Annotated in this window: 19 protein-coding genes; 15 read left to right on the forward strand and 4 right to left on the reverse strand. The window is 62.1% G+C overall.

Annotated features, from left to right (window positions below; translation table 11 throughout):
* Nucleotides 1-106: 106 nt before the first annotated feature.
* From ACQK2G_RS07475 to ACQK2G_RS07525, 11 genes are all read left to right on the forward strand, one after another.
* Nucleotides 107-1,315, forward strand: a complete 1,209-nt coding sequence (locus tag ACQK2G_RS07475) for an ABC transporter substrate-binding protein (RefSeq protein WP_425404399.1) — start codon at nucleotides 107-109, stop codon at nucleotides 1,313-1,315.
* A 217-nt stretch (nucleotides 1,316-1,532) separates the two neighbouring features.
* The gene (locus ACQK2G_RS07480; RefSeq protein WP_425404400.1) at nucleotides 1,533-2,357 is read left to right on the forward strand and encodes an IclR family transcriptional regulator; all 825 of its coding nucleotides are present in this window, start codon (nucleotides 1,533-1,535) and stop codon (nucleotides 2,355-2,357) included.
* Nucleotides 2,358-2,503: 146 nt separating this feature from the next.
* Complete coding sequence (locus tag ACQK2G_RS07485) at nucleotides 2,504-3,286, forward strand: SDR family NAD(P)-dependent oxidoreductase (RefSeq protein ID WP_425404401.1); 783 nt, start codon at nucleotides 2,504-2,506, stop codon at nucleotides 3,284-3,286.
* Between the two features lie 2 nt (nucleotides 3,287-3,288).
* Complete coding sequence (locus tag ACQK2G_RS07490; RefSeq protein ID WP_425404402.1) at nucleotides 3,289-4,047, forward strand: ABC transporter ATP-binding protein; 759 nt, start codon at nucleotides 3,289-3,291, stop codon at nucleotides 4,045-4,047.
* The gene (locus tag ACQK2G_RS07495) at nucleotides 4,040-4,756 is read left to right on the forward strand and encodes an ABC transporter ATP-binding protein (protein WP_425404403.1); all 717 of its coding nucleotides are present in this window, start codon (nucleotides 4,040-4,042) and stop codon (nucleotides 4,754-4,756) included. The genes ACQK2G_RS07490 and ACQK2G_RS07495 overlap by 8 nt, the downstream gene beginning before the upstream one ends.
* A gap of 10 nt (nucleotides 4,757-4,766) precedes the next feature.
* Nucleotides 4,767-5,654: a branched-chain amino acid ABC transporter permease gene (locus ACQK2G_RS07500; protein ID WP_425404404.1), complete on the forward strand. Its 888-nt coding sequence runs from the start codon at nucleotides 4,767-4,769 to the stop codon at nucleotides 5,652-5,654.
* Complete coding sequence (locus tag ACQK2G_RS07505) at nucleotides 5,654-6,637, forward strand: branched-chain amino acid ABC transporter permease (protein ID WP_425404405.1); 984 nt, start codon at nucleotides 5,654-5,656, stop codon at nucleotides 6,635-6,637. The genes ACQK2G_RS07500 and ACQK2G_RS07505 overlap by 1 nt, the downstream gene beginning before the upstream one ends.
* A 13-nt stretch (nucleotides 6,638-6,650) precedes the next feature.
* The gene (locus ACQK2G_RS07510; protein WP_425404406.1) at nucleotides 6,651-6,959 is read left to right on the forward strand and encodes a Dabb family protein; all 309 of its coding nucleotides are present in this window, start codon (nucleotides 6,651-6,653) and stop codon (nucleotides 6,957-6,959) included.
* Between the two features lie 88 nt (nucleotides 6,960-7,047).
* On the forward strand, nucleotides 7,048-7,536 hold the full coding sequence (locus ACQK2G_RS07515; protein ID WP_425404407.1) for a hypothetical protein: 489 nt from the start codon (nucleotides 7,048-7,050) through the stop codon (nucleotides 7,534-7,536).
* Nucleotides 7,537-7,578: 42 nt separating this feature from the next.
* Nucleotides 7,579-9,633 carry an FAD-dependent oxidoreductase gene (locus tag ACQK2G_RS07520; protein WP_425404408.1) on the forward strand — a complete coding sequence of 685 codons (2,055 nt, stop codon included), beginning with the start codon at nucleotides 7,579-7,581 and terminating at the stop codon, nucleotides 9,631-9,633.
* A gap of 280 nt (nucleotides 9,634-9,913) precedes the next feature.
* Entirely contained in the window at nucleotides 9,914-11,185 is a 1,272-nt protein-coding gene (locus tag ACQK2G_RS07525) for a hypothetical protein (RefSeq protein WP_425404409.1), read from the forward strand.
* A 22-nt stretch (nucleotides 11,186-11,207) separates the two neighbouring features.
* Here ACQK2G_RS07525 and ACQK2G_RS07530 read toward each other — a convergent pair whose 3' ends face one another.
* The 3 genes from ACQK2G_RS07530 to ACQK2G_RS07540 are packed head-to-tail and all read right to left on the reverse strand — an operon-like array spanning nucleotide 11,208 to nucleotide 15,548.
* A complete protein-coding gene (locus ACQK2G_RS07530; protein ID WP_425404410.1) occupies nucleotides 11,208-12,407 on the reverse strand; it encodes an efflux RND transporter periplasmic adaptor subunit in 1,200 nt (399 codons plus the stop codon).
* Between the two features lie 4 nt (nucleotides 12,408-12,411).
* A complete protein-coding gene (locus ACQK2G_RS07535; RefSeq protein ID WP_425404411.1) occupies nucleotides 12,412-14,787 on the reverse strand; it encodes an ABC transporter permease in 2,376 nt (791 codons plus the stop codon).
* The gene (locus ACQK2G_RS07540) at nucleotides 14,781-15,548 is read right to left on the reverse strand and encodes an ABC transporter ATP-binding protein (RefSeq protein WP_425404412.1); all 768 of its coding nucleotides are present in this window, start codon (nucleotides 15,546-15,548) and stop codon (nucleotides 14,781-14,783) included. Before ACQK2G_RS07540 ends, ACQK2G_RS07535 begins: the two co-directional genes overlap by 7 nt.
* Nucleotides 15,549-15,947: 399 nt before the next feature.
* Between ACQK2G_RS07540 and ACQK2G_RS07545 the strand changes: the two genes are divergently transcribed.
* The 3 genes from ACQK2G_RS07545 (at nucleotide 15,948) to ACQK2G_RS07555 (ending at nucleotide 18,319) form a co-directional block, all read left to right on the forward strand.
* Complete coding sequence (locus ACQK2G_RS07545) at nucleotides 15,948-16,382, forward strand: universal stress protein (RefSeq protein WP_425404413.1); 435 nt, start codon at nucleotides 15,948-15,950, stop codon at nucleotides 16,380-16,382.
* 14 nt (nucleotides 16,383-16,396) lie between these two features.
* On the forward strand, nucleotides 16,397-17,941 hold the full coding sequence (locus ACQK2G_RS07550; protein WP_425404414.1) for an alanine/glycine:cation symporter family protein: 1,545 nt from the start codon (nucleotides 16,397-16,399) through the stop codon (nucleotides 17,939-17,941).
* 165 nt (nucleotides 17,942-18,106) lie between these two features.
* Nucleotides 18,107-18,319: a YgaP family membrane protein gene (locus ACQK2G_RS07555; protein WP_425404415.1), complete on the forward strand. Its 213-nt coding sequence runs from the start codon at nucleotides 18,107-18,109 to the stop codon at nucleotides 18,317-18,319.
* 91 nt (nucleotides 18,320-18,410) lie between these two features.
* On the opposite strand, the gene ACQK2G_RS07560 is transcribed toward ACQK2G_RS07555, so the two are convergent.
* The gene (locus tag ACQK2G_RS07560; protein ID WP_425404416.1) at nucleotides 18,411-19,487 is read right to left on the reverse strand and encodes a tartrate dehydrogenase; all 1,077 of its coding nucleotides are present in this window, start codon (nucleotides 19,485-19,487) and stop codon (nucleotides 18,411-18,413) included.
* 262 nt (nucleotides 19,488-19,749) lie between these two features.
* Between ACQK2G_RS07560 and ACQK2G_RS07565 the strand changes: the two genes are divergently transcribed.
* Complete coding sequence (locus ACQK2G_RS07565) at nucleotides 19,750-20,607, forward strand: VPLPA-CTERM sorting domain-containing protein (RefSeq protein WP_425404417.1); 858 nt, start codon at nucleotides 19,750-19,752, stop codon at nucleotides 20,605-20,607.
* Nucleotides 20,608-20,717: the final 110 nt, after the last annotated feature.

Here is a 20,717-nt window from a genome sequence, read left to right on the forward strand (position 1 = left end):
CCTGACTTCGCGGTGGTCGGTGCCGGCCGGCGCCGCCGGACTATGGGTCCGCCCGTTCGCGGGGCGGGCAACCCTACCGGCATGCATAAACAAAGTGGAGGAAACGATGAATAAGTTCATTTTGCGTGCGGCCGCCGCGTCGGCGGTCATGCTGGGGGCGGCGCAGATGCCGGCTCTGGCCAGTGACGACGTCATCAAGATCGGCGTGCTGAACGACCAATCGGGCAGTTTCGCGGATCTTTCGGGCCCGAACGGCGTTCTGGCCGCGGAAATGGCGGTCGAGGATTTCGGCGGGACGGTTCTGGGTAAGAAGGTCGAAGTCATCTCGGCCGATCACCAGAACAAGGTCGATATCGGCCTGGATATCGCTCGGAAATGGTATGAGTCCGAGCAGGTTGATCTGATCCTCGACGTGCCCAATTCGGCGATTGCGCTGGGCGTGCAGGAACTGACCGAGCAGATGGACAAGATCGCGATCTATACCAGTTCGGGCAGCTCGGCGATCACCGGCAAGCATTGCTCCCCGAACGGTATCCATTGGACCTATGACACCTATGCGCTGGCGCGCGGCGTCGCCACCGGCCTGGTGCAGGAAGGCGAGAAGAACTGGTTCTTCCTGACCTCCGACTATGCCTTCGGCCATGCCCTTCGCTCCGATGCGGGGACCGTGGTCGAAACCAATGGCGGAAAGATCGTCGGTGATGTCCGGCACCCGCTGAACACCGCCGATTTCGCCTCCTACCTGCTGCAGGCCCAGGCTTCCGGCGCAGATGTGATCGGGCTGGCCAACGGTAGCGCGGACACGGTCAATTCCATCAAGCAGGCGAACGAGTTCGGTATCGTGCAATCCGGACAGAAGCTCGGCGCGCTGCTGTTTTTCATCACGGACGCGCATTCCCTGGGTCTGGAACTGGGACAGGGCGTGAACCTCGTGGAGGCGTTCTACTGGGATCAGGACGCCGAGACGCGGAAATGGTCGCAGCGTTTCTATGACAAGACCGGTGTGATGCCGTCGATGCTGCATGCCAGCAACTACGCCGCCGTGATGCACTACCTCAAGGCCATCGAAGCGGCAGGCACCGACGAAACCGGCCCGGTCCTGGAAAAGATGAAGGAAATGAAGATCAACGATTTCTTCACCAAGGACGCCTACATCCGCGCCGATGGCCGTGTGATCCGTGACATGTACCTGTACCAGGTCAAGTCGCCGGCCGAATCCAAGCGTGACTGGGACTACTATCACGTGGTCCGCACTATTCCGGGTGAACTCGCGTTCCGTCCCGTGGAAGACAGCGATTGTGATCTGCTGAAGTAACGGGAACGACCCGACCCCTTCAACGGAAGCGGGTTCATCGACGGTGGGCGGCCGCGACGCCCATGCTGCGGGTAGACGTGGTATGGGGGCGGCCGCCCGGCGTTTTTCGGAATGTTGTGGGCTCGTTAAAAGGGCATCGAATCTGTAATGTACGTAGCTTGTTTTTGTAATAATCGGCCGCTGAAACGCGGGGTAGGGCACGGGGAGGCGCCGGTAAATGGGTGACAAGGAAGGAAAGGCGCGCGGCAGCAGCAGCGACCGCATGTTGAGCGTGCTGGATAGGTTCACCGCGGAACAGCCGGCCTGGACGGTCGAGGCACTGCAGGTCGAGTTGGAATGTTCCCGCGCCACGACGTACCGATATGTTCGCGCGTTGGTCGAAGCCGGTCTGTTGGCGGCCGCCGCGGGCGGAACCTATGTGCTCGGTCCGCGCATCATCGAACTGGACCGGCAGATCCGGCTCTGTGATCCGCTGGTCATCGCCGCCAAGGACGTCATGGTCCGGGTCAAGGAAGAACAGCAGGCAAATCTGATGCTCTGCAGTTTCTACGGCGACAAGGTGATGAGCGTTCACCAGGAATGGGTCGATCCCAAGATCGAGTCGAGTTACGAGCGCGGCCGTCCGATGCCGCTGTTTCGCGGCGCGACCGCGAAAACCATCCTGGCCAATCTGCCGACCTATCAGCAGCGTGCCCTGCTGCTGCGTTACGGCCCTGAGATCAAGGCCGCCGGCCTCGGCGGGGATTGGAACGAGTTCCGGAAACATCTGAAGTCCATCCGTCAGGACCATGCGCTGGTCTCCTGGGGGGAGATCGATCCGGCCCTTGTCGGGATCGGCGCGCCGATCTTCTTCGACGAGGGGCAGGTGACGGGAAGCATCAGTTTCATCGTCCGCAGCGCCAGGCTCGGCGAGGAAAGAATTGAGGAGTTGCGCCGCGCCGTCAGTGACGCCGCCGCCGAGATTTCCGGTCGTCTTGGGATGGTGACCTCCGCTTCGGCGACCGGTCAGTATGTGGCGCGCCCACCACGCCGCCTTTCATGATCGCAATGAGAAAAAACTAAAAATTTTCGTATTGCGATAATAGATCAAATTCGCATAATTTGAGATAACGTGATTAATTGATCGCGTATCAATAACCGCGTGCGCCCGGTCAAGGGCAGCACCGCACGGAGAGGAAACCCAGAACGATGCAGGATCCAGAATTCCTGGCGCGCAGCTTTTCGCTCGAAGGTCGGGTCGCCCTGGTAACCGGGGCGGGCCAAGGGCTCGGGCACAGCATGGCGGATGCCTTGGCGCGCGCGGGTGCGCATGTCGCCATCAATGACCTCAATCCAGATGTCGCGGCCGGGGCCGCGGCGCGGTTCGCGAAAGAGGGGCTGTCGGCTGAGGCGTTGCCGTTCGACGTGTCCGATGAGGCGGGCGTCGACGCAGGGCTGAAGGCTTTGGTCGAGCGGCGCGGGCGGATCGACATCGTGATCAACAATGCGGGCAATCAGAACCGCAAACCCTTTCATGAATACACCCGACCGGAATGGGATTCTCTGTTCGCGACGCATGTGAACGGATCCTTCCACGTTTGCCGGGCGGCGCTTCCCTATATGCGTGAGCAAGGGTTCGGGCGGATCTTGATTATGTCGTCGGTCGCCGGTCGTGCGGCGAAAGGGACGATTTCGCTCTATGCGACCGTGAAAGGGGCGCTGGCCTCGATGACCAGGGCCCTTGCCGTGGAATACGGACGGGACGGCATCACGGTCAACGCCCTGGCCCCCGGCTTCTTCCAGACGGCTTTCACCGGCGCGCTTCAGGAGAATGCGGATTTTCAGGCCTATATCGAGCGGGAAGTGCCCCTCGGGCGTTGGGGGCGGCCGGAGGAGCTTGGCCCGGTGGCGGTTTTCCTGGCCAGCCCCGCGGCGTCCTTCATCACCGGTGAAGTGTTGACGGTCGACGGCGGCCTGCTGGCGAGGTTCTGACCATGGCCAATACGCAATTCATCCTGGAGACGGATAGTCTCTCCAAGGCCTTCGGCGGTTTCCGCGCGGTCGACAATGTCTCCCTGAAGGTGCGGGAGAACACGATCCACGCGGTCATCGGGCCGAACGGCGCGGGAAAGACGACGCTGTTCAACCTGCTGACGAAGTTTCTGCAGCCGACATCCGGCCGGATCACGTTCAAGGGACGCGATATCACCGGCATGGCCTCGGCGGATATTGCGCGGTTGGGTGTCGTTCGATCCTTCCAGATCTCGGCCGTTTTTGATGGTCTGACAGCGTTCGAAAACGTCCGTGTCGCGCTGGCCCGTCCACTCGGCAAGTCGTTCCATTTCTGGCGGTCCATACGCAGCCTCAGCTCCCTGGAAAAGGAAGCGGATGCGCTGTTGGACGCTGTCGGTTTGTCCGACTTCGCCGAAACCAGGGCGGCGGATCTTCCTTATGGGCGGAAACGCGCCCTGGAAATCGCCACCACCTTGGCGCTGGAACCGGAGCTGCTGTTGCTGGACGAACCGATGGCCGGTTTGGGGACGGAAGACATCGACGGCATCGCCGCGTTGATCAGGTCCGTCGCAAAGGACCGTACGGTCGTGATGGTTGAGCACAATCTGTCGGTTGTCGCGGACCTGTCCGACCGAATTACCGTGCTGCAGCGGGGGCAGGTCCTGGCCGAAGGGGATTATGCATCCGTTTCCCAGGACCAGCGGGTGATCGACGCCTATCTGGGAGGTGGCAATGCCTGAGAAAAACAAACGGACCATGCTGCGGGTCGAGGGGCTGAACGCCTGGTACGGCGAGTCCCATGTTCTGCATGGAATGGATTTTTCGGTTCGGGAAGGCGAGGTCGTGACCCTGCTGGGCCGCAACGGTGCCGGTAAGACCACGACGCTTCGGGCGATCATGGGGATTGTCGAACAGCGCCAGGGCCGGATCGAAATCGCCGGCGAGGACGCGCTTGCCCGGCCGCCCCATATGGTGGCGCGCCTCGGTATCGGATACGTTCCGGAAGAACGCGGGATCTACAAGACCTTGACGGTGCGGGAGAACCTTCATCTTCCCCCCTCGATCACGGAAGGCGGCCTGACGGTCGACGAGATCTTCGATCTTTTTCCCAATCTGAAGGAAAGGTTGGACAGCGGCGGCGGCAATCTCTCCGGCGGGGAACAGCAGATGCTGGCCATCGCGCGCATTCTACGAACCGGTGCCCGTCTGCTGTTGCTGGATGAGCCGACCGAAGGTCTGGCCCCGGTAATCGTGCAGGCGATCGGCCGCAGTATCGCCGCCCTCAAGGAACACGGCTACACGATCCTGTTGGTGGAACAGAATTTCCATTTCGCCGCCACCGTGGCGGATCGCCACCACGTGGTCGAGCACGGCCGTGTCATTGACGAGATTCCGAACGCGGAAATCGAAAAACAAAGCGCCAAACTGCGCGAGTATCTGGGGATCTGAGGAAACGGTCATGGGTGATCTAGTGGGAATCCCGTTGCAGGTCCTGTTCGGACAACTGCTTATCGGATTGATCAACGGCGCGTTCTACGCGGTGTTGAGCCTTGGGCTGGCCGTCATCTTCGGTCTTCTGAACATCATCAACTTCGCGCATGGGGCGATCTATACGGTCGGCGCCTTTGTTGCCTGGATGCTGCTGGAGTATCTGGGCGTCAATTATTGGGGGGCCTTGATCCTTGCCCCGGTGATTGTCGGCGTATTGGGCATGGTGCTGGAACGCACCATCATCCAGCGCATCTACCGGATGGATCATCTGTACGGCCTGCTGCTGACCTTCGGCCTTGCGCTGATGATCGAGGGCGGGTTGCGTCAGGCATACGGTGTGTCCGGGCTGCCCTACAACATGCCGCCGGAACTGTCGGGCGGCGTCAATCTGGGCTTCATGTATCTGCCCTGGTACCGCGCCTGGGTGGTCGTCGCCGCCCTGATCCTGTGCGTCGCGATCTGGTTCGGGATCGAACGGACGAAACTGGGGGCGACACTGCGCGCCGCGACCGAGAACCCGTCGCTGGCCAAGGCTTTCGGGATCAACGTGCCGCGCCTGATCACCCTGGTTTACGGGCTTGGTGTCGGCCTTGCCGGGATCGCGGGTGTGTTGGCCGCGCCGATCTATCAGGTCAATCCGCTTATGGGGTCAAACCTGATCGTCGTCGTCTTCGCCGTCGTCGTGATCGGCGGCATGGGATCGATTTCCGGTGCGATCGTCAGCGGTTTCGCGCTGGGCGTGGTCGAAGGGTTGACCAAGGTGTTCTACCCGCCGGCCTCCAACCTGGTGATTTTCCTGTTCATGGCGGTGATTTTGCTGGTCCGTCCGGCCGGTCTTTTCGGGAGGAATTCCTGATGCTTGGTGATAATGCGATGAAAACTTCGACACGCGGCGGCCCGGTGCTGTCTCCCGGCAAGCTGGCCCTGGGCGGCGCCCTGATCGCCCTCGGCTTGGCGGCCCCCTTCCTGATCTATCCGACCTTCCTGATGAAGGCCCTGTGTTTCGCGATCTTCGCGATGGCCTTCAATTTGCTGATCGGCTATGTCGGCCTGCTTTCCTTCGGGCATGCCGCCTTCTTCGGTTTCGCCGGCTACCTTGCCGGGCACAGTTTGAAGATCTGGGGACTGCCGACCGAGTTGGGGCTGATCCTGGCCACGGTCGCGTCGGCGGCGTTGGGCACGGGCTTCGGCTGGCTCGCCATTCGCCGGCAGGGCATCTATTTTGCGATGATCACTTTGGCCTTGTCGCAGGTGATTTACTTCGTCGCGCTGCAGGCCCCGCAGACCGGCGGGGAAGACGGACTTCAGGCGATTCCGCGCGGTACGCTGCTGGGGTTCATCGATCTGTCCGACAACCTGACCCTCTACTACACGGTGTTCGGTATCTTCCTTGCCTGTTTCGCGCTGATGGCCCGCATCGTCCATTCGCCCTTCGGCGAGGTGCTGCGCGCCATCCGCGATAACGAGCCGCGCGCCGTATCGCTGGGCTACAAGGCGGATCAGTACAAACTGCTCGCCTTCACCCTGTCCGCCGGGCTTTCCGGCCTTGCCGGCGCTTTGAAGGCCGTCGTGTTCCAGATCGCGTCCCTGTCCGACGTGCATTGGCACGCGTCCGGCGAAGTCGTCCTGATGACGTTGCTGGGTGGAATCGGAACCGCGCTCGGCCCGATTGCGGGCGCCTTCGCCTATACCGCCTTGCAAAACTATCTCGCGCCGTTCGGCTCCTGGGTCTTCATCATCCAGGGCGCGGTATTCGTGATCTGCGTGTTGTTGTTCCGCGACGGGCTGGTCGGTCTTGCGGGACGGACATGGCGCTATTTTTCCAAATCCTCATCGTAAGAGGCAGTCGTTTATGTCCGATTACTATCACGTCGTGATGCTCAAACTGGCCGCCGGCGCGGATGACGCCTATCACCGGAAGGTGGAGGAATTCTGCCGGGCGATCCGCGCGCAGGTCGACGGTGTCGTCTCATACGATTACGAAGCCAACGAAGCGAGCCGTGCAAAAGGGTTCGGTCATGCGGTCATTTCGCGCTTCGTCAGCGAAGAGGCGCATGAGGCCTATCAGGTCTGTCCCCTGCATGTGGAGATGAAGACCTTCATGGCCCCGATGATCGAGGATCTTATCGTATTGGATTGTACCACGGGGGGACGAGGTTAGAGACGGTTGCGGGGAGAACGGGATTTGCCGTTTTCCCCGCCAAGATCGCTGGCCTATACTGCGCGCGGCTTCTCCTGCCGAGGAAAAAATGCGCGTTTCTCCCGTCCTTTTCGCTGTCCTGCTGCCGTTGCTTCTGGCGCCCTCGGGCGCCTCCTTGGCGGATGACCTCGACGACCGGTTGCGTCCGTTGATCCCGCACGCCTATGCCAAGGATTTCATGGAAAAGGCGCTGAAGGGAATCCACTACCTGAATTGCGACGGCGTGCCGTGCCGGCAGACCGACGAATTCGAACTGCTCAATCCGCCGATTTCGGTGGACGATACGCGTCAGGTGATGGTCTTCGGCATCAAGGGGGCGCTCGCCTGGTGGTGCGGGCTGGATGAGGGGCGCAGCACGGTTGCGCTCGGCGAATACCTGCAGGCGCGGGAATTCAACGCCCGCCAGACCGCACTGTCCTCGGCCATTCACGGCACGTTCCTGCGGATGCAGAAGGCGGTCTACGACACATCCGGCAAGACCTGCGAGGACGAGACGAAAGCGGAACTGGACGCGGCCCTGCCAAACGGGGTGAAATAGCGGCCGGACATTTTGCCGGACATAGTTACCGGGGGGCCTGCCATGACATCCGCGACGACCAAGACCGACCCGCTTCTGGAACCCTTTACCCTGAAACACTTGCGGCTGCGGAATCGCGTCGTCTCCACCAGCCACGAGCCCGCCTATACGGTGGATCGGATGCCGGGCGAACGCTACCTGCGCTATCAGGCGGAAAAGGCGAAAGGGGGGATCGGACTGACCATGTTCGGCGGGTCCTGCACGGTCTCCGCCGACTCGCCGGCCGCCTTCGGCAATATCGATGCCTCGGTGGACGAGGTCGTCGGTTTCTACAGCGATCTTTCAAAAGCGGTGCACGAGCACGGCGCGGCGATCATGAACCAGATCACCCATCTTGGCCGCCGCACCAGTTGGTCGACCGAACATTGGCTGCCCATCGTCAGCCCGTCCACGGTGCGGGAAATGGCGCACAGGATGTTTCCCAAGGTCGCGGAAAAAGAGGATCTGGACCGTATCGCGAAGGATTTCGGGCAGGCCGCCCTGCGGTCGAAGCTGGGCGGCCTCGACGGGCTGGAAATCGAATCCTACGGACATCTGTTCGATGCGTTCGCCTCTCCGTTGACCAACAAGCGCAAGGACGAATACGGCGGGTCGCTGGAGAACCGTCTGCGTTTCGGCATGCAGGTGCTGGAGGAAATCCGCAAGGCGGTGGGGGACGATTATATCGTCGGGTTGCGGATTTCAGTGGATGAGCGCGTGCGCGGCGGCCTGGACAAGACCGAGGGCTTCGAGATCGTTCGCCGGTATGTCGAAACCGGCATGGTCGATTTCCTGAACGTCATCGTCGGTTCCGTGGATAGCGACGAAACCTTGAGCCACGTCATCCCGGTCATGGGGACGCCCGCAGCGCCAAACCTGAAAGTGGTGGGGGAGGTGAAGCAGGCCTTCGACCTGCCGGTCATGCATGCAGCCAAGATCGCCGATGTGGCGACCGCCCGCCATGCGCTGGAATCCGGCGCAATGGACCTCGTCGGGATGACCCGTGCGCATATGACCGATCCGCATATCGTCGCCAAAGTGATGCGGGGTGAGGAGGAGCGCATCCGTCCCTGCGTCGGCGCCGGCTATTGCATCGACAATATCTATATTTCCGGCGCGGCATACTGCCTGCACAACCCGGCGACCGGGCGTGAGAAGACCGTGCCTCAACTGGTCGAACCGTCCGCCGGACCGGTCAAGAAGGCCGTGGTGGTCGGGGCAGGGCCGGCAGGGCTCGAAGCGGCGCGGGTGCTGGCGCTGCGTGGCCATTCCGTCGTCCTGTTCGAAGCGGCAGAACGGCCCGGCGGACAGGTCGTGATCGCATCCAAGGCGCCGCGCCGGCGCGATCTGATCGGGGTGATCGACTGGTTGGTGGCGGAGGCGGAGCGCGCCGGTGTCGATATCCGCTACAACACCTACGCGGAACGGGCGGAGATCGAGGCGGAGAAACCCGACCTCGTCATCATCGCCACCGGCGGTGTGCCCAATACCGCCTTCCTTGAGGAGGGCGAGGACCTGGTCGTCACCAGTTGGGATATCCTGTCCGGCCAGGTCGCCCCGGCGGAAAACGTGCTGATGTATGACGAGAATGGCCGGCAACAGGGGCCGAGCTGTGCTGAATTTTTGGCCGAAGCGGGATCTTCAGTCCATTTCGTCACGCCCGACCGCATGGTCGGGCCGGATATCGGCGTCACCAATAACCCGTCGATCCTGAAGAATTTTTACGCCAGGGGGATCAAGGTCTCGACCGATCGCAAGCTGCTCGGCGTGAAGCGGGACGGAAACAAGCTGATCGCCAGCCTGTACAACATCTTCACGCACGAGATTTCGGAACAGTCCGCAGACCAGGTCGTCACCGAATATGCGACCGTCGCGGCGGACGACGTCTATTACGAAGTGAAGAACCGGTCCCGAAATCTCGGTCAGACCGATATCGAGGCGATCAAGGAAAACCGACCGCAGGAAACCGTGACGTACCTGGATGGCGAATATTTCCTGTTCCGTGTCGGCGATGCCGTGAACGCGCGAGATATCCATGCGGCGATTTTCGACAGCCGCCGCCTGTGCCAGTTCCTGTAGGGCGGCATACCGGGAACGCGGCTTACAAATTAACGGGCGCGCTGGACGGGGCGGGATTGAAGCCACTGCGTTGGGCCGGTTCTGCGCAATATTGCTTTGCCGGTAAATGTTCTTCTGCACGGCCAGATTGCGGTTTTTCCGTGCAATGGAGGGCCGTTTTTCCATATCATCGAAGGGTAATGTGATCGGTTGGCCTTCTGATAACCCGGCGAGCCGCCTTTGCCGAAAGAATGGCGGGAAGGATGCGTTGATCGGAATTGTGACGGGAAATCGCAGTATCATGACGGCGACCAACGCCATGCTGTTTTTGGTGTGGTTGCGGGTGCCGGCCCTTGCGTGCTGTGTGTTTTCGATCGCAGCCGGGTTCCACGCCGTTGCGGCACGGGCGACGGAACCCGTCATCGTTCTGTATACCCATGATGAAGAGGTCGGCTCCGACATCCTACAGGAAAATCCGGCGGTCGAGACCGTTCGGTGCATTTTCGGCCGGCTGGGCCGGCGGGTGGATATAAGGCGGGCACCGCGGCTTCGAAACAGGGGGTTGCTGCTGTCGACGCAGATTGACGGCATTTTCCCCAACCTACCCGACGCCGAACTGAACGCCAAAGCGGTTGCGTCGGAACCGTTCGTTCTGGAACGCTGGAGTTACATCCAACTCAGATCCTCATCGAACCAGGCGCGTCCGCGAAATGAAATCGTCGGGACGGTGCTGGGGTCCAATGAAAGCCGGTTTCTTTCCCAACAGGGCGCCCGTGTCTTCGACGCCATTCCCAGCATGGAATCACTGGTGAGGCTGTTGGTTTCGAGCAGGGTTCCCTATGTCATGGTCGATGACTGGAGTTTCGGCGAGGAGGCGGCCTCGCTCGGCCATTCGCCTGAATTGTTTCGATCCGCCATCGTCCGTTACGTGCCGCTTCAAGTGTATTTCTCGAAACCGTTCGCCGAGGCCAATCCGGGCCTGGTTTCCTCGTTCAATGAGAGTATCCAGGATTGTGTCCACGGAGGCCGGAGGGTCACCGCCTGGGAACGGGAGGTCCTGTGGACGGAGGTTCAGCGCATCATCTCAAAACGGCTGGAGGAGATTGCCGCGCGGGTCGAGCAGCATCAGTGGCTGGAGCGACTGGATCCATTTTTGCCGCGCCAGGACGCTCTCTCCGGCGCGGACCGGGATTGGCAGGAGTCTCTGAGCCAGGACCGGCTGAACACCCTGATGGAGGCCGTCCTGTCCAATCCCATGTCCGATTTGTTGCGCGGGATCGCCGCGGAAAATCCCATGGTCACGGAGATTTTCGTCACCAATGACGAAGGGTTCGTGATCGGCTTGAATCGACTGACCAGCGATTTCTGGCAAGGCGACGAGGACGCCGCCCAGGCTTTGCTGGTCGGGCGGGCTTTCCGGCACTTTTCAGATTTTGAATACGACAGGTCAACCAGACGGTTTCAGGTAAAGCTTTCCCTGCCGGTGCATGGCAGCGGCGGTCATTCGTCGCCGATCGGTATGGTGACCATCGGGCTCGACGCGGCGCGGCTGCTGGTCGGCAGAGTGCATTGACGTCCCTCGGCCGGATTCCGCTTCAGCGTGGCTCGACAAGTACGCCGTCGGCTATTTCATCGGACGGATTGAGGATCACGATATCGCCGTCCGACAAGCCACCCAGGACCTGAGCCTTCTCGGCGTTGCGATGGCCGAGTTCCACCGGCTGCAATACCGATTGCCGATCGACCGCCTTGAATACCGCCCAACTTGCGCCGGCCCGGAACAGGGCCGCGGTCGGCACGGCGACATCCTCCACGTCATGCAGGAAGATGGAGACGTCGACGCGGTAGCCGTGTCCGAGCCGAGCCCAATCCTCCGACGGGGAGGCAAGGTCCAACAGCACGTCTACACGTTGTTCCTCGATCCCCAGCGCCGAGACCTTGGTATAGCCGAAAGGTTCGACACGGCGTACCACGGCTTGCAGGGAAGCGCCGCCCCAGCCGTCGATGGAGGCGGCCTGTCCCGGCTTCACGAGAACCGCGTCTTCCGAGAGCAGATCGACGCGGATCTGCAGATCCTTCGGATCGCCGATTTCGATGATGCCGTCGCCGGGCACCAGGCTGGTTTCGCTTTCCTCGATGACCTGCAGGACCTCGCCGTCGACGGGCGCGCGCAGGACCAGGCATTCGCAACTGCCTCCTTCCAAGGCGTTGGCGGTCGGCGGGACGAGTTTCGCCTCGGCCACTTCCAGTTCGTGCCGGGCCTGGTCGCGCCGCGCCTGGGCGGTCAGGAGGTCCGCGGCCGCAACACGATAGGCGCGCTCGGCTTCGTCCAGGCGCTGTTTCGGAATGGTGCCCCGGGCGAACAGGCTGCGGCCGCGTTCCAGTTCCGTCGAGGTGAAATCCTCTTCCGCCTGGGCGCGTTTCCACTCGGCGTCGGCCAGGTCCATCGCCGCTTTCGCGACCTCGACCGCCGCGCGGGCCTCGGTTTCGGTGCGGACGTCCAGGAAGACCGGGGCGGCGGGTTCGATCCGCGCCAGTTCGGTCAGGCCGGCCTTCACGCCGTCACCGACTTCCAGCCCGACCCGCATCAATCGTCCGGCGACGGGGGCGGTGATGCGGTAGACCTCGCGTACCTCCGCCATGCCTTCGTCGGTGACGGAAACGGTGATCCGGTCCCTGGCCACCGTGGCTAGGTCGACGGCCAGCGGGCGCGGGATGAAGGCATAAATCAAACCGGCGATCAGGACGGCGGCGATGGCGCCCCAGAAAACCACTCGGAACAGAACCGCATTCATGAGTTTACTCCCGCGTTTTCAGGACCGCGATCAGGTCTAGATCGTCCAGCCGCCGCCGCACGATCAAGGCGCAGACAGCCACCGTCGCCAGGATGATGACCGATGCGAGACCGGCCGTGTCGTGGCGGATGATAAGGGGGATGCGGAACAGCTCGGTCGAGAACTGTTCGGCGATATACCAGGACAGGCCGGCGCCGCAGAGAATGCCGACCGGCACGGCGGCGACGGCGAGTATTCCCGTCTCGCCCAACAGGATGTACGAGATTTCGCCGCGGCCGAAGCCCAGGACCCGCAATGTCGCCAATTCCCGCGACCGTTCGGCCAGGGCGATCCGCAGCGTGTTGTAGATCACCCCGAAGGCGAGCGTGCAGGAAAACACTGTGAAGATGCCGATGAAGATGTTCAGGTTCCGATCGACGGTGGCATAGAACATATCGATCACCGCCTTCCTGAACCCGACCGATCCGATCTTCGGCATTTCCTTCAATGCCGCCAGGAATTCTGCCTTGTGCGCAGGGTCGACCCGAAGCTGCAGCGTGTTGACCCGCGGGCTTTCCTTCATCAGGCGGCTCAGCGTGTCCAGATGCATCACGATGGGCGTGTCGATATAGGTTTCAAATGTCTCGACGACCGGGACCTGAACGACCGGCCGCCGGCCTTCCAGAATTTCCAGCGTTACGATATCGCCGCGTTTCACGCCTAGCACGCCGGCCATGGTCGTCGAGATCGCGACGCCGCCGCGCGGCACCGCCAAAGGGCCCCGCCGGGCATCGTGCAACGGGGAGAGCGACGCGCCGTCGGTTTGTCCGATGACGGCCTGCCGGCGGGAGATGTTGCGGTAACGGATGCGCGCGGTCACTGCCCTTTGACCCTCGACGACCATCACGCCCGGCAGGGCCGCCGCGTCGTTCAGCACCCGCAGCGGCGCCGCGTCGAACAGGGAGACCGTCGCGTCCTGATGGTTCGCCCGATAGAACTGGTCGTTGATCATCTTGTCGACGGAATCGCCCCATTGCATGGCCAGCACCAGGACCGAGAGCGACAATCCGATGCCGAGCAGGGACAGTGCCGTCCGCGTCGGCCAGCGGCCGAGGCGGCGCAACACCATGCGCGTCGGCTCGTCCATCAGTCGCGCCAGGGCACTGTCGCTGAAACGGGAGCGCCGGTAGATCGGCGGGGCGGGCGGGCGCATCGCCTCCGCCGGCGGCAGTTGGATGACCTGACGTAGGGCCATGGCGCTGCCGCCGACCGTCGCGCCAACGCAGAGCAGGGCGGCGACGGCATAGGATTGGGAACCCGGACGGTAGACCAGGAAAGGAAACTGAAAGACCTCCGCATAAAGGCCCATGTTGAATCGGCCGAGCCAGCTTCCCACCAAGGCGCCGACCAGAATACCGAAGCCGGTGATCGCCAATACCATTTTCAGATAATGCCAACCGACGGCTGCGGTGCTGTAGCCGAAGGCCTTGAACAGGCCGATCTCCTCCCGCTCCATGGCGATCACCCGGCCCATGATCATGTTGGTCAGGAAGGCGGCGACGGCCATGAAGATTGCCGGCAGCGTATAGGCCATCGTGCGCTGCTGTTCGATTTCGTTCTGCACGAAGCGGTTCGAGATCTGCAGATCGCGGGTATAGGCGCCCGCGCCGCCGTAAGGGGCCAGCAGATGGTCCAGCGCGTCGATCACCGGTTCGGGATCGGCGCCGCGATTGAGGGTCAGAGATACCTCGTTGAACGCATCCTCCATGTCATAGGCGACCTCTAGCACGTCCCGCGACATCCACAACACGCCGAAACGCCGGTCATCGGGCATGATCGCGCCCGGTCCGATCAGGTAGATGAATTCCGGGGAAAGCGCGATGCCGACGACGCTGACCGCCCGCTTGCGGCCCTCCATCAGCACGGAGACCTTTCCGCCGAGCGGGATGCCGTGCGCCTTCGCGAACCGTTCGCCCAGGACCGCTTCGTCTTCCCGTCCCGGTTCCGGCAACCGGCCGCGGCGCAGGACGATGCGGTTCAAGGCCGGATCGCCGTGTACGGGCAGGGAAACGATCCGCGCTGTGACCGGCTCGGGAAAATCCGGGAAATCGACAGTGGCGAGATCGACGATCCGTGACTCGGCCTGGCGGACGCCCGGGATGGTCTCGATCCTGTGCATCAGGCGCTGCGGCGCGCGGGTCAGCCCGGCAAAGACCTCCGCCAGTCGATTGCGTTCGTAATAGGCATCCGTGGTTTCGCGCAGGGCCTCTTCCGTCGTCAGGGCGGAAATCAGCAGCGCCGCGCCGGAAGCGATGACCAGGGCGATGGCCAGGGCCTGCGCGCGCAGCCGCCACAGGTCGCGGATCAGTTTCCGGTTAAGGGGTGACAAGCCGGCTACCATGTCATCTCCCGTGCCGGCCGGCGATTTTCGTTCCGTTCGATGGAAACGATCCGCCCGTCCGCCAGACGGCAGGTCCGGTCGGCCATTTCGGCGATGACCGCGTTATGGGTTATGACCGCGGTTGTCGTCCCCAGTTCGAAATTCACCCGTTCCAAGGCCTCCAGCACCAGCAGCCCCGTTTCACTGTCCAAAGCGCCCGTCGGCTCGTCGCAGAGCAGGATGTCGGGCCGTTTGGCGATCGCGCGCGCGATCGCGACGCGCTGTTGCTCGCCGCCGGAAAGTTGGGCCGGAAAATGATTGAGGCGGCCGGCCAGTCCGACCAGGGCGAGGGCGTCTTCGGGCGGGTAAGGATCGCGGGCAATCTCGGTGACCAGGGCCACATTCTCGCGCGCGGTCAGGCTGGGGATCAGGTTGTAGAACTGAAACACGAAACCGACGTGATCGCGCCGATACCGGGTCAGCGCGGCGCTGGACTTGCCGTCGATGTTCCGGCCGCGGAACAGCACCTGCCCCGTGGTGGGGACGTCCAATCCCCCGAGGATGTTCAACAGGGTGGACTTGCCGCTGCCCGACGGTCCCAACAGCACGACGAATTCGCCTTCGTAGAGATCAAGGTCGACCGCGTCCAGGGCGCGGACCTCGACCTCTCCCATCACATAGGTCTTGCTCAGTCCACGGGCGGACAGCGCGATCCGTCGCGCGGCGGCCGCATCCTTCTTGTTGCCCCTGTCTGTCGGGCCGTCGGTATCGGTCGCCGTCATCGTCCTCTCTCGGGAAAAGGGCACAGCCCATCGCCTTGCCTCCACCGATCACGGTGCGGGCAATGCGAACAATGGTCGTAGAATAGGACGGCGCGGCGCACCCGGCCATGATGCAGGTCAAACGCATCCGGCCCGATCGGGCCGATGCGGGCCGGCAAAATCGCGATTCGGCGAATGCCGGACCGCCAAACGGATTGGCTTTCGAAAAACGCGGGCAGGAACCGGTGCGGATTTCCCTTTCGGATTGAACCGTTATTACGCGTTACAACCGCATCTTACGCGATATTTGAGAATGGATCTCAACTGAAAGCCGCCGTAACCGTTTCGTAATTTCTCTTGCGCGGTATTAGAATAGCGTCTTTCGTAAATGTTTTGGATTTACGGGTAGGGGAAAAAACAATGGCAAACGTACTTGTGGTGGGGTTCGAACCGAGCCCCGCAGGTGAACGGGCCGTCACTTTCGCGGTTGATCTCGCGAAACTGTCCGGTTCGTCTCTCCACATCGTGCACGTATTGGAATGGTCGCCCTATAGCTTCCTGACGCCGGAAGAAATCGAAGAAAGACACGCCCGGCGGAAAGAGGAACTCTCGCGCGCGAAGGAATCCATCATCGATCCCTTGGTGAAGAAGCTGGGCGCCAGTGGCGTCAGCGTCGAAACCTCGATCCGTTACGGCCATGTGGCCGAAACGCTGGCGGCGGTCGCCAAGGATGCGGGCGCGTCACAGATCATCGTCGGTCGGACAGGGGCGCCGGGGCTTGCTTCCCGGCTGTTCGGTTCCGTCGCCGGGGCGTTGGCGCAAGCCTCGCCCGTACCATGCACGATCGTGCCGTGAGGGGGAGAAAACTCATGAAAACGATAAAAGGTTGGATCTCGACAGCCGGCGCGCTTCTTGCGCTCGCGCTGACCTCCTCCGCCGCGCAGGCGGCCTCGGTCGACGAAACGGTGAACGAAATCTTCGCCATGTCAACCGGCTGGTTCGTCAGCCTCATCTTTTCGCCCTTCCCGGGTACGTCCTTTCCCTGGATCGTCGGCTGGCTCGTCGTCGCGGCGACGATCTTCACGCTTTACTTCGCCTTCATTCAGTTCCGCGGGTTTTCCCACGCGATTTCGCTGGTGAAGGGGGATTATTCCGATCCCAACGATGCCGGGGAAGTCAGTCATTTCCAGGCACTGGCGACGGCGCTTTCCGGTACGGTGGGCCTCGGTAACATCGCGGGCGTGGCGGTGGCCGTCGGGATCGGCGGGCCGGGCGCGACATTCTGGATGATCCTGGCCGGCCTGATGGGCATGGCCTCGAAATTCACGGAATGCACGTTGGGCGTCAAATACCGGAACGAATATGCGGACGGCACGGTTTCGGGCGGCCCGATGTATTATTTGACCAAGGGCTTCGCGGAACGGGGCATTCCGGGCGGCAGGATCCTGGCGGTTCTGTTCGCCATTTTCTGCATCCTCGGCGCGCTCGGCGGCGGGAACATGTTTCAGGCGAACCAGGCGCATCAGCAGATCGCCGGTATCGTCGGCGACTTCCCGGGCTGGATCACCGGCATTGTCTTCGCAGGCGTCGTCTTCGCGGTGATCGTCGGCGGCCTGAAATCCATCGCGCGGGTGACGGAAAAGGTCGTTCCCTTCATGGGCATCATGTATGTCGCCGCGGCGATCGTGATCCTGGCCGTCAACTACGACAAGATCGGTTGGGCCGTGGGCCAGATCTTCGACGGGGCCTTCACGGGCCTGGGCGTCGCCGGCGGTTTCGTGGGCGCCTTGATCCAGGGCTTCAAGCGGGCGGCCTTCTCCAACGAGGCGGGCGTCGGTTCCGCCGCCATCGCGCACTCCGCGGTGCGGACGAAGGAGCCGATCACCGAAGGGCTGGTTTCCCTGCTGGAACCGTTCATCGATACGGTCGTGATCTGCACGATGACCGCCCTGGTCATCATCATCACCGGTCAGATGATGATCGATCCGGCAACCGGCAACTACATCGTCGAAGGCGGCAAGATCGCCACCGTCGGCGGCGTCTCCGGGGTTGGCTTGACATCGGCGGCCTTCGAATCCGCGATCAGCTGGTTCCCGTATGTGCTGGCCCTGGCGGTGATCCTGTTCGCTTTCTCGACCATGATCTCCTGGTCCTATTACGGTCTGAAGGCCTGGACCTATCTGTTCGGGGAAGGGAAGAGCAAGGAAGTGGTCTTCAAGGTCATCTTCTGCGTCTTCGTGATCATCGGGGCAGCGGCCAATCTCGGCCCGGTGATCGATTTCTCCGATGCCGCGATCTTCGCGATGGCGGTCGTCAACATCATCGGGCTGTACTTCCTGATGCCGATCGTGAAGCGGGAGCTGCAAAGCTATATGTCCCGCCTCGACTCCGGCGAAATCAAGAAGTTCAAGTAACGCCTGTTTACAGGTGTGAAGGGGGCCGGGCGGTTTTCGCCCGGCCTTTTTCATTAAATCTGTCTCTTTGAGCCGAAAAAAATCCCGTTACGTGACTTAGTCACCGACTTGTCCGGAAAACAGGTTCAGAAACGTCCCATCAAACACACGGTGGGAGTTCATCAAATGGTCCAGAATGTCGGTAAGATCGACCGGATCCTTCGGTTGGTGCTTGGGCTGGTCTTGATCGTCGCGCCGTTCGTCACCGAACTGGCCTTGTGGCAGACGGCCGCCCTCAAATACGGCGCGGTCGTTGTCGGGGTGGTCTTTGTCGCCACCGCCTTCCTGCGGTTCTGCCCGCTCTATCGTCTGATCGGGATGAACACCTGCAAGATTTGAGTATTCGTTTTCCGTACCTTTTCCCTACCCAAAACTGATAGGCCGCCGGACATGGTCCAGCGGCCTCTTTTTTTGCGGCATGAAAGCAGCGTCAGTCGTTCGACCCGCGGATGGCGTCGATGACCGCATCCGTGACGTCGTCGGTCCGGGCCTCGCCGCCCAGGTCGGGCGTGTGATAGCGCGGGTCGGCGGTGACGCGCTCGATCGCCGTCATCAGCCGTCCGGCGGCGGTGTTCTCGCCGAGATGCTCCAACAGCATGACGGCGGACCAGAAGGTGCCGACGGGGTTGGCGATGCCCTTGCCCATGATGTCGAAGGCGGACCCGTGGATCGGTTCGAACATCGACGGGAATTCCCGTTCCGGGTTCAGGTTCGCTGTCGGCGCGATGCCGAGCGACCCCGCCAGCGCGGCAGCGAGATCCGACAGGATATCCGCATGCAGATTGGTCGCGACCACGGTGTCGATTGATTCCGGCTTGATCACCATGCGCATGGTCATGGCGTCCACCAGCATCTTGTCCCAGGTCACATCCGGGAATTCCTTGGCAACCTGAACCGCGACCTCATCCCACATCACCATGCCGTGGCGTTGCGCGTTCGATTTGGTGACGACCGTCAGCAGCTTTCGCGGCCGGGACTGGGCCAGTTTGAAAGCGAAGCGCATGATGCGCTCGACGCCGGCGCGGGTGAACATGGTGACGTCGGTCGCCGCTTCCAGCGGAGATCCCTGGTGTACGCGGCCGCCGACCCCGGCATATTCGCCCTCCGAATTCTCGCGCACGATGACCCAATCCAGCTCCTTGTCCTTCACTTTGCGCAGCGGGGAGGTGATCCCCGGCAGGACACGGGTCGGGCGCACATTGGCGTATTGGTCGAAAGGCTGACAGATGGCCAGGCGCAGCCCCCACAGCGTGATGTGGTCGGGAATGTCTGGATGGCCCGCCGATCCGAACAGGATCGCGTCGTGATTCTTGATCTGGTCGCGGCCGTCTTCCGGCATCATCCGGCCGTGTTTCAAGTAGTAGTCGCCGCCCCAGTCGAAATGATCCGTCTCGAAACGGAAGCCACCGTCCCGTGCGGCAAGGGCATCCAGCACGCGGACACCGGCATCGACGACTTCGGTCCCGATACCGTCACCTGGAATGGCGGCGAGTTTATAGGTCTTCATGATCGATAGTCTCCCTGTACCGGCGGATCGGTTTCCGTCTTGCTTGTTGCTTGGCCTGCGGGGCTTGGTCCGCAGGTTCGACTGTCGCCTGTTCCTAGGCGGAATTGCGGTCGAATGAAAGTCGGGCATGGGGAATCTAAACCGCGATGCATTCTTTGTGTACGCCTGTTGACATCGTCAGCACATGTTCAATTCGTGCGTCACGCCATCCATGGTTCCGAATGCGGTCTCATAGTATATACGGTCCAAATTCAGGAGGTTCATGACCATCATGGTTTCAGGCATTCAGTCGTTTATCGGGCGTACCGTTCTCGCTTGCGGGGCGGCGGTCCTTTTCTCGGCGGGCGCACTGGCTGCGCCGATCAACCTTTCGGTCGATTTCACCAAGAGCACGCAGACGGGCGCCGGCGGCACCGGGTCGGTCGCCCTCAAGGGCAGCAGCACGCCGCAGACCTTCAGCGTCTCGGGCCTGGACTTCGGCGTCCTCGACATCGAAGCGCGCTGGACGCCGGCGCATCTGGCCTCCAATGCGGACGGGGTCGGCGGTCTTCCGCCCGAATTCGCGGGACAGATCGACGGTTTCGGCATCGGCGACGATGAGATCACCGGCGGTTCTTCCAACCAGTCCCTGACCCTGAATTTCTCCCGGGCGGTCTGGGTGGACAACATCTTCGCGCTGGACGTCTTCAAATCGCCGGACGGCGGCAATGGTGAACGCGTCACCGTCGAACTGGCGAACAGCATCACCGGTGACAGCGGGTTCTTCAATTTCGGTTTCAACGGCTCGACGCTGTTCGGGAATTTCAACGGTACGGTCGGTGGCAATGCCCTGTCGATCGACTTCCTGAACGACTCGGTCGCGGCGACGGGCGTCAACCTGCTGAACCAGAACCGCGGTCTGGTTGAGTTGAGCACGCAGCCCGCCGACCATCTGTTCCGGATCTTCCAGGCGACCAGTTTGACCTTCACCGCCCAAGGCAGTTCGGCGAATGACTACGCCCTCGCGGGGTTGAGCCTTGCCGACGTCACGGCGGTTCCGGTCCCGGCCGCCCTGCCGCTTCTGGGGACGGCCCTGGGCCTGATGGGTTTCCTGGCACGGCGGAAACGCCTGACGGCCTGACCGGCCCGCCAACCTATCCAAGAATACATCAATCCCGTCGCCGGCAATGGCGGCGGGATTGTTCTTTTAAGGGCGTGGAGATTGGGGGATGGGGACGCCGGACCCGCGCA

This window comes from Hwanghaeella sp., assembly GCF_965227365.1.
Taxonomy (GTDB): Bacteria; Pseudomonadota; Alphaproteobacteria; order UBA8366; family Aestuariispiraceae; genus Hwanghaeella.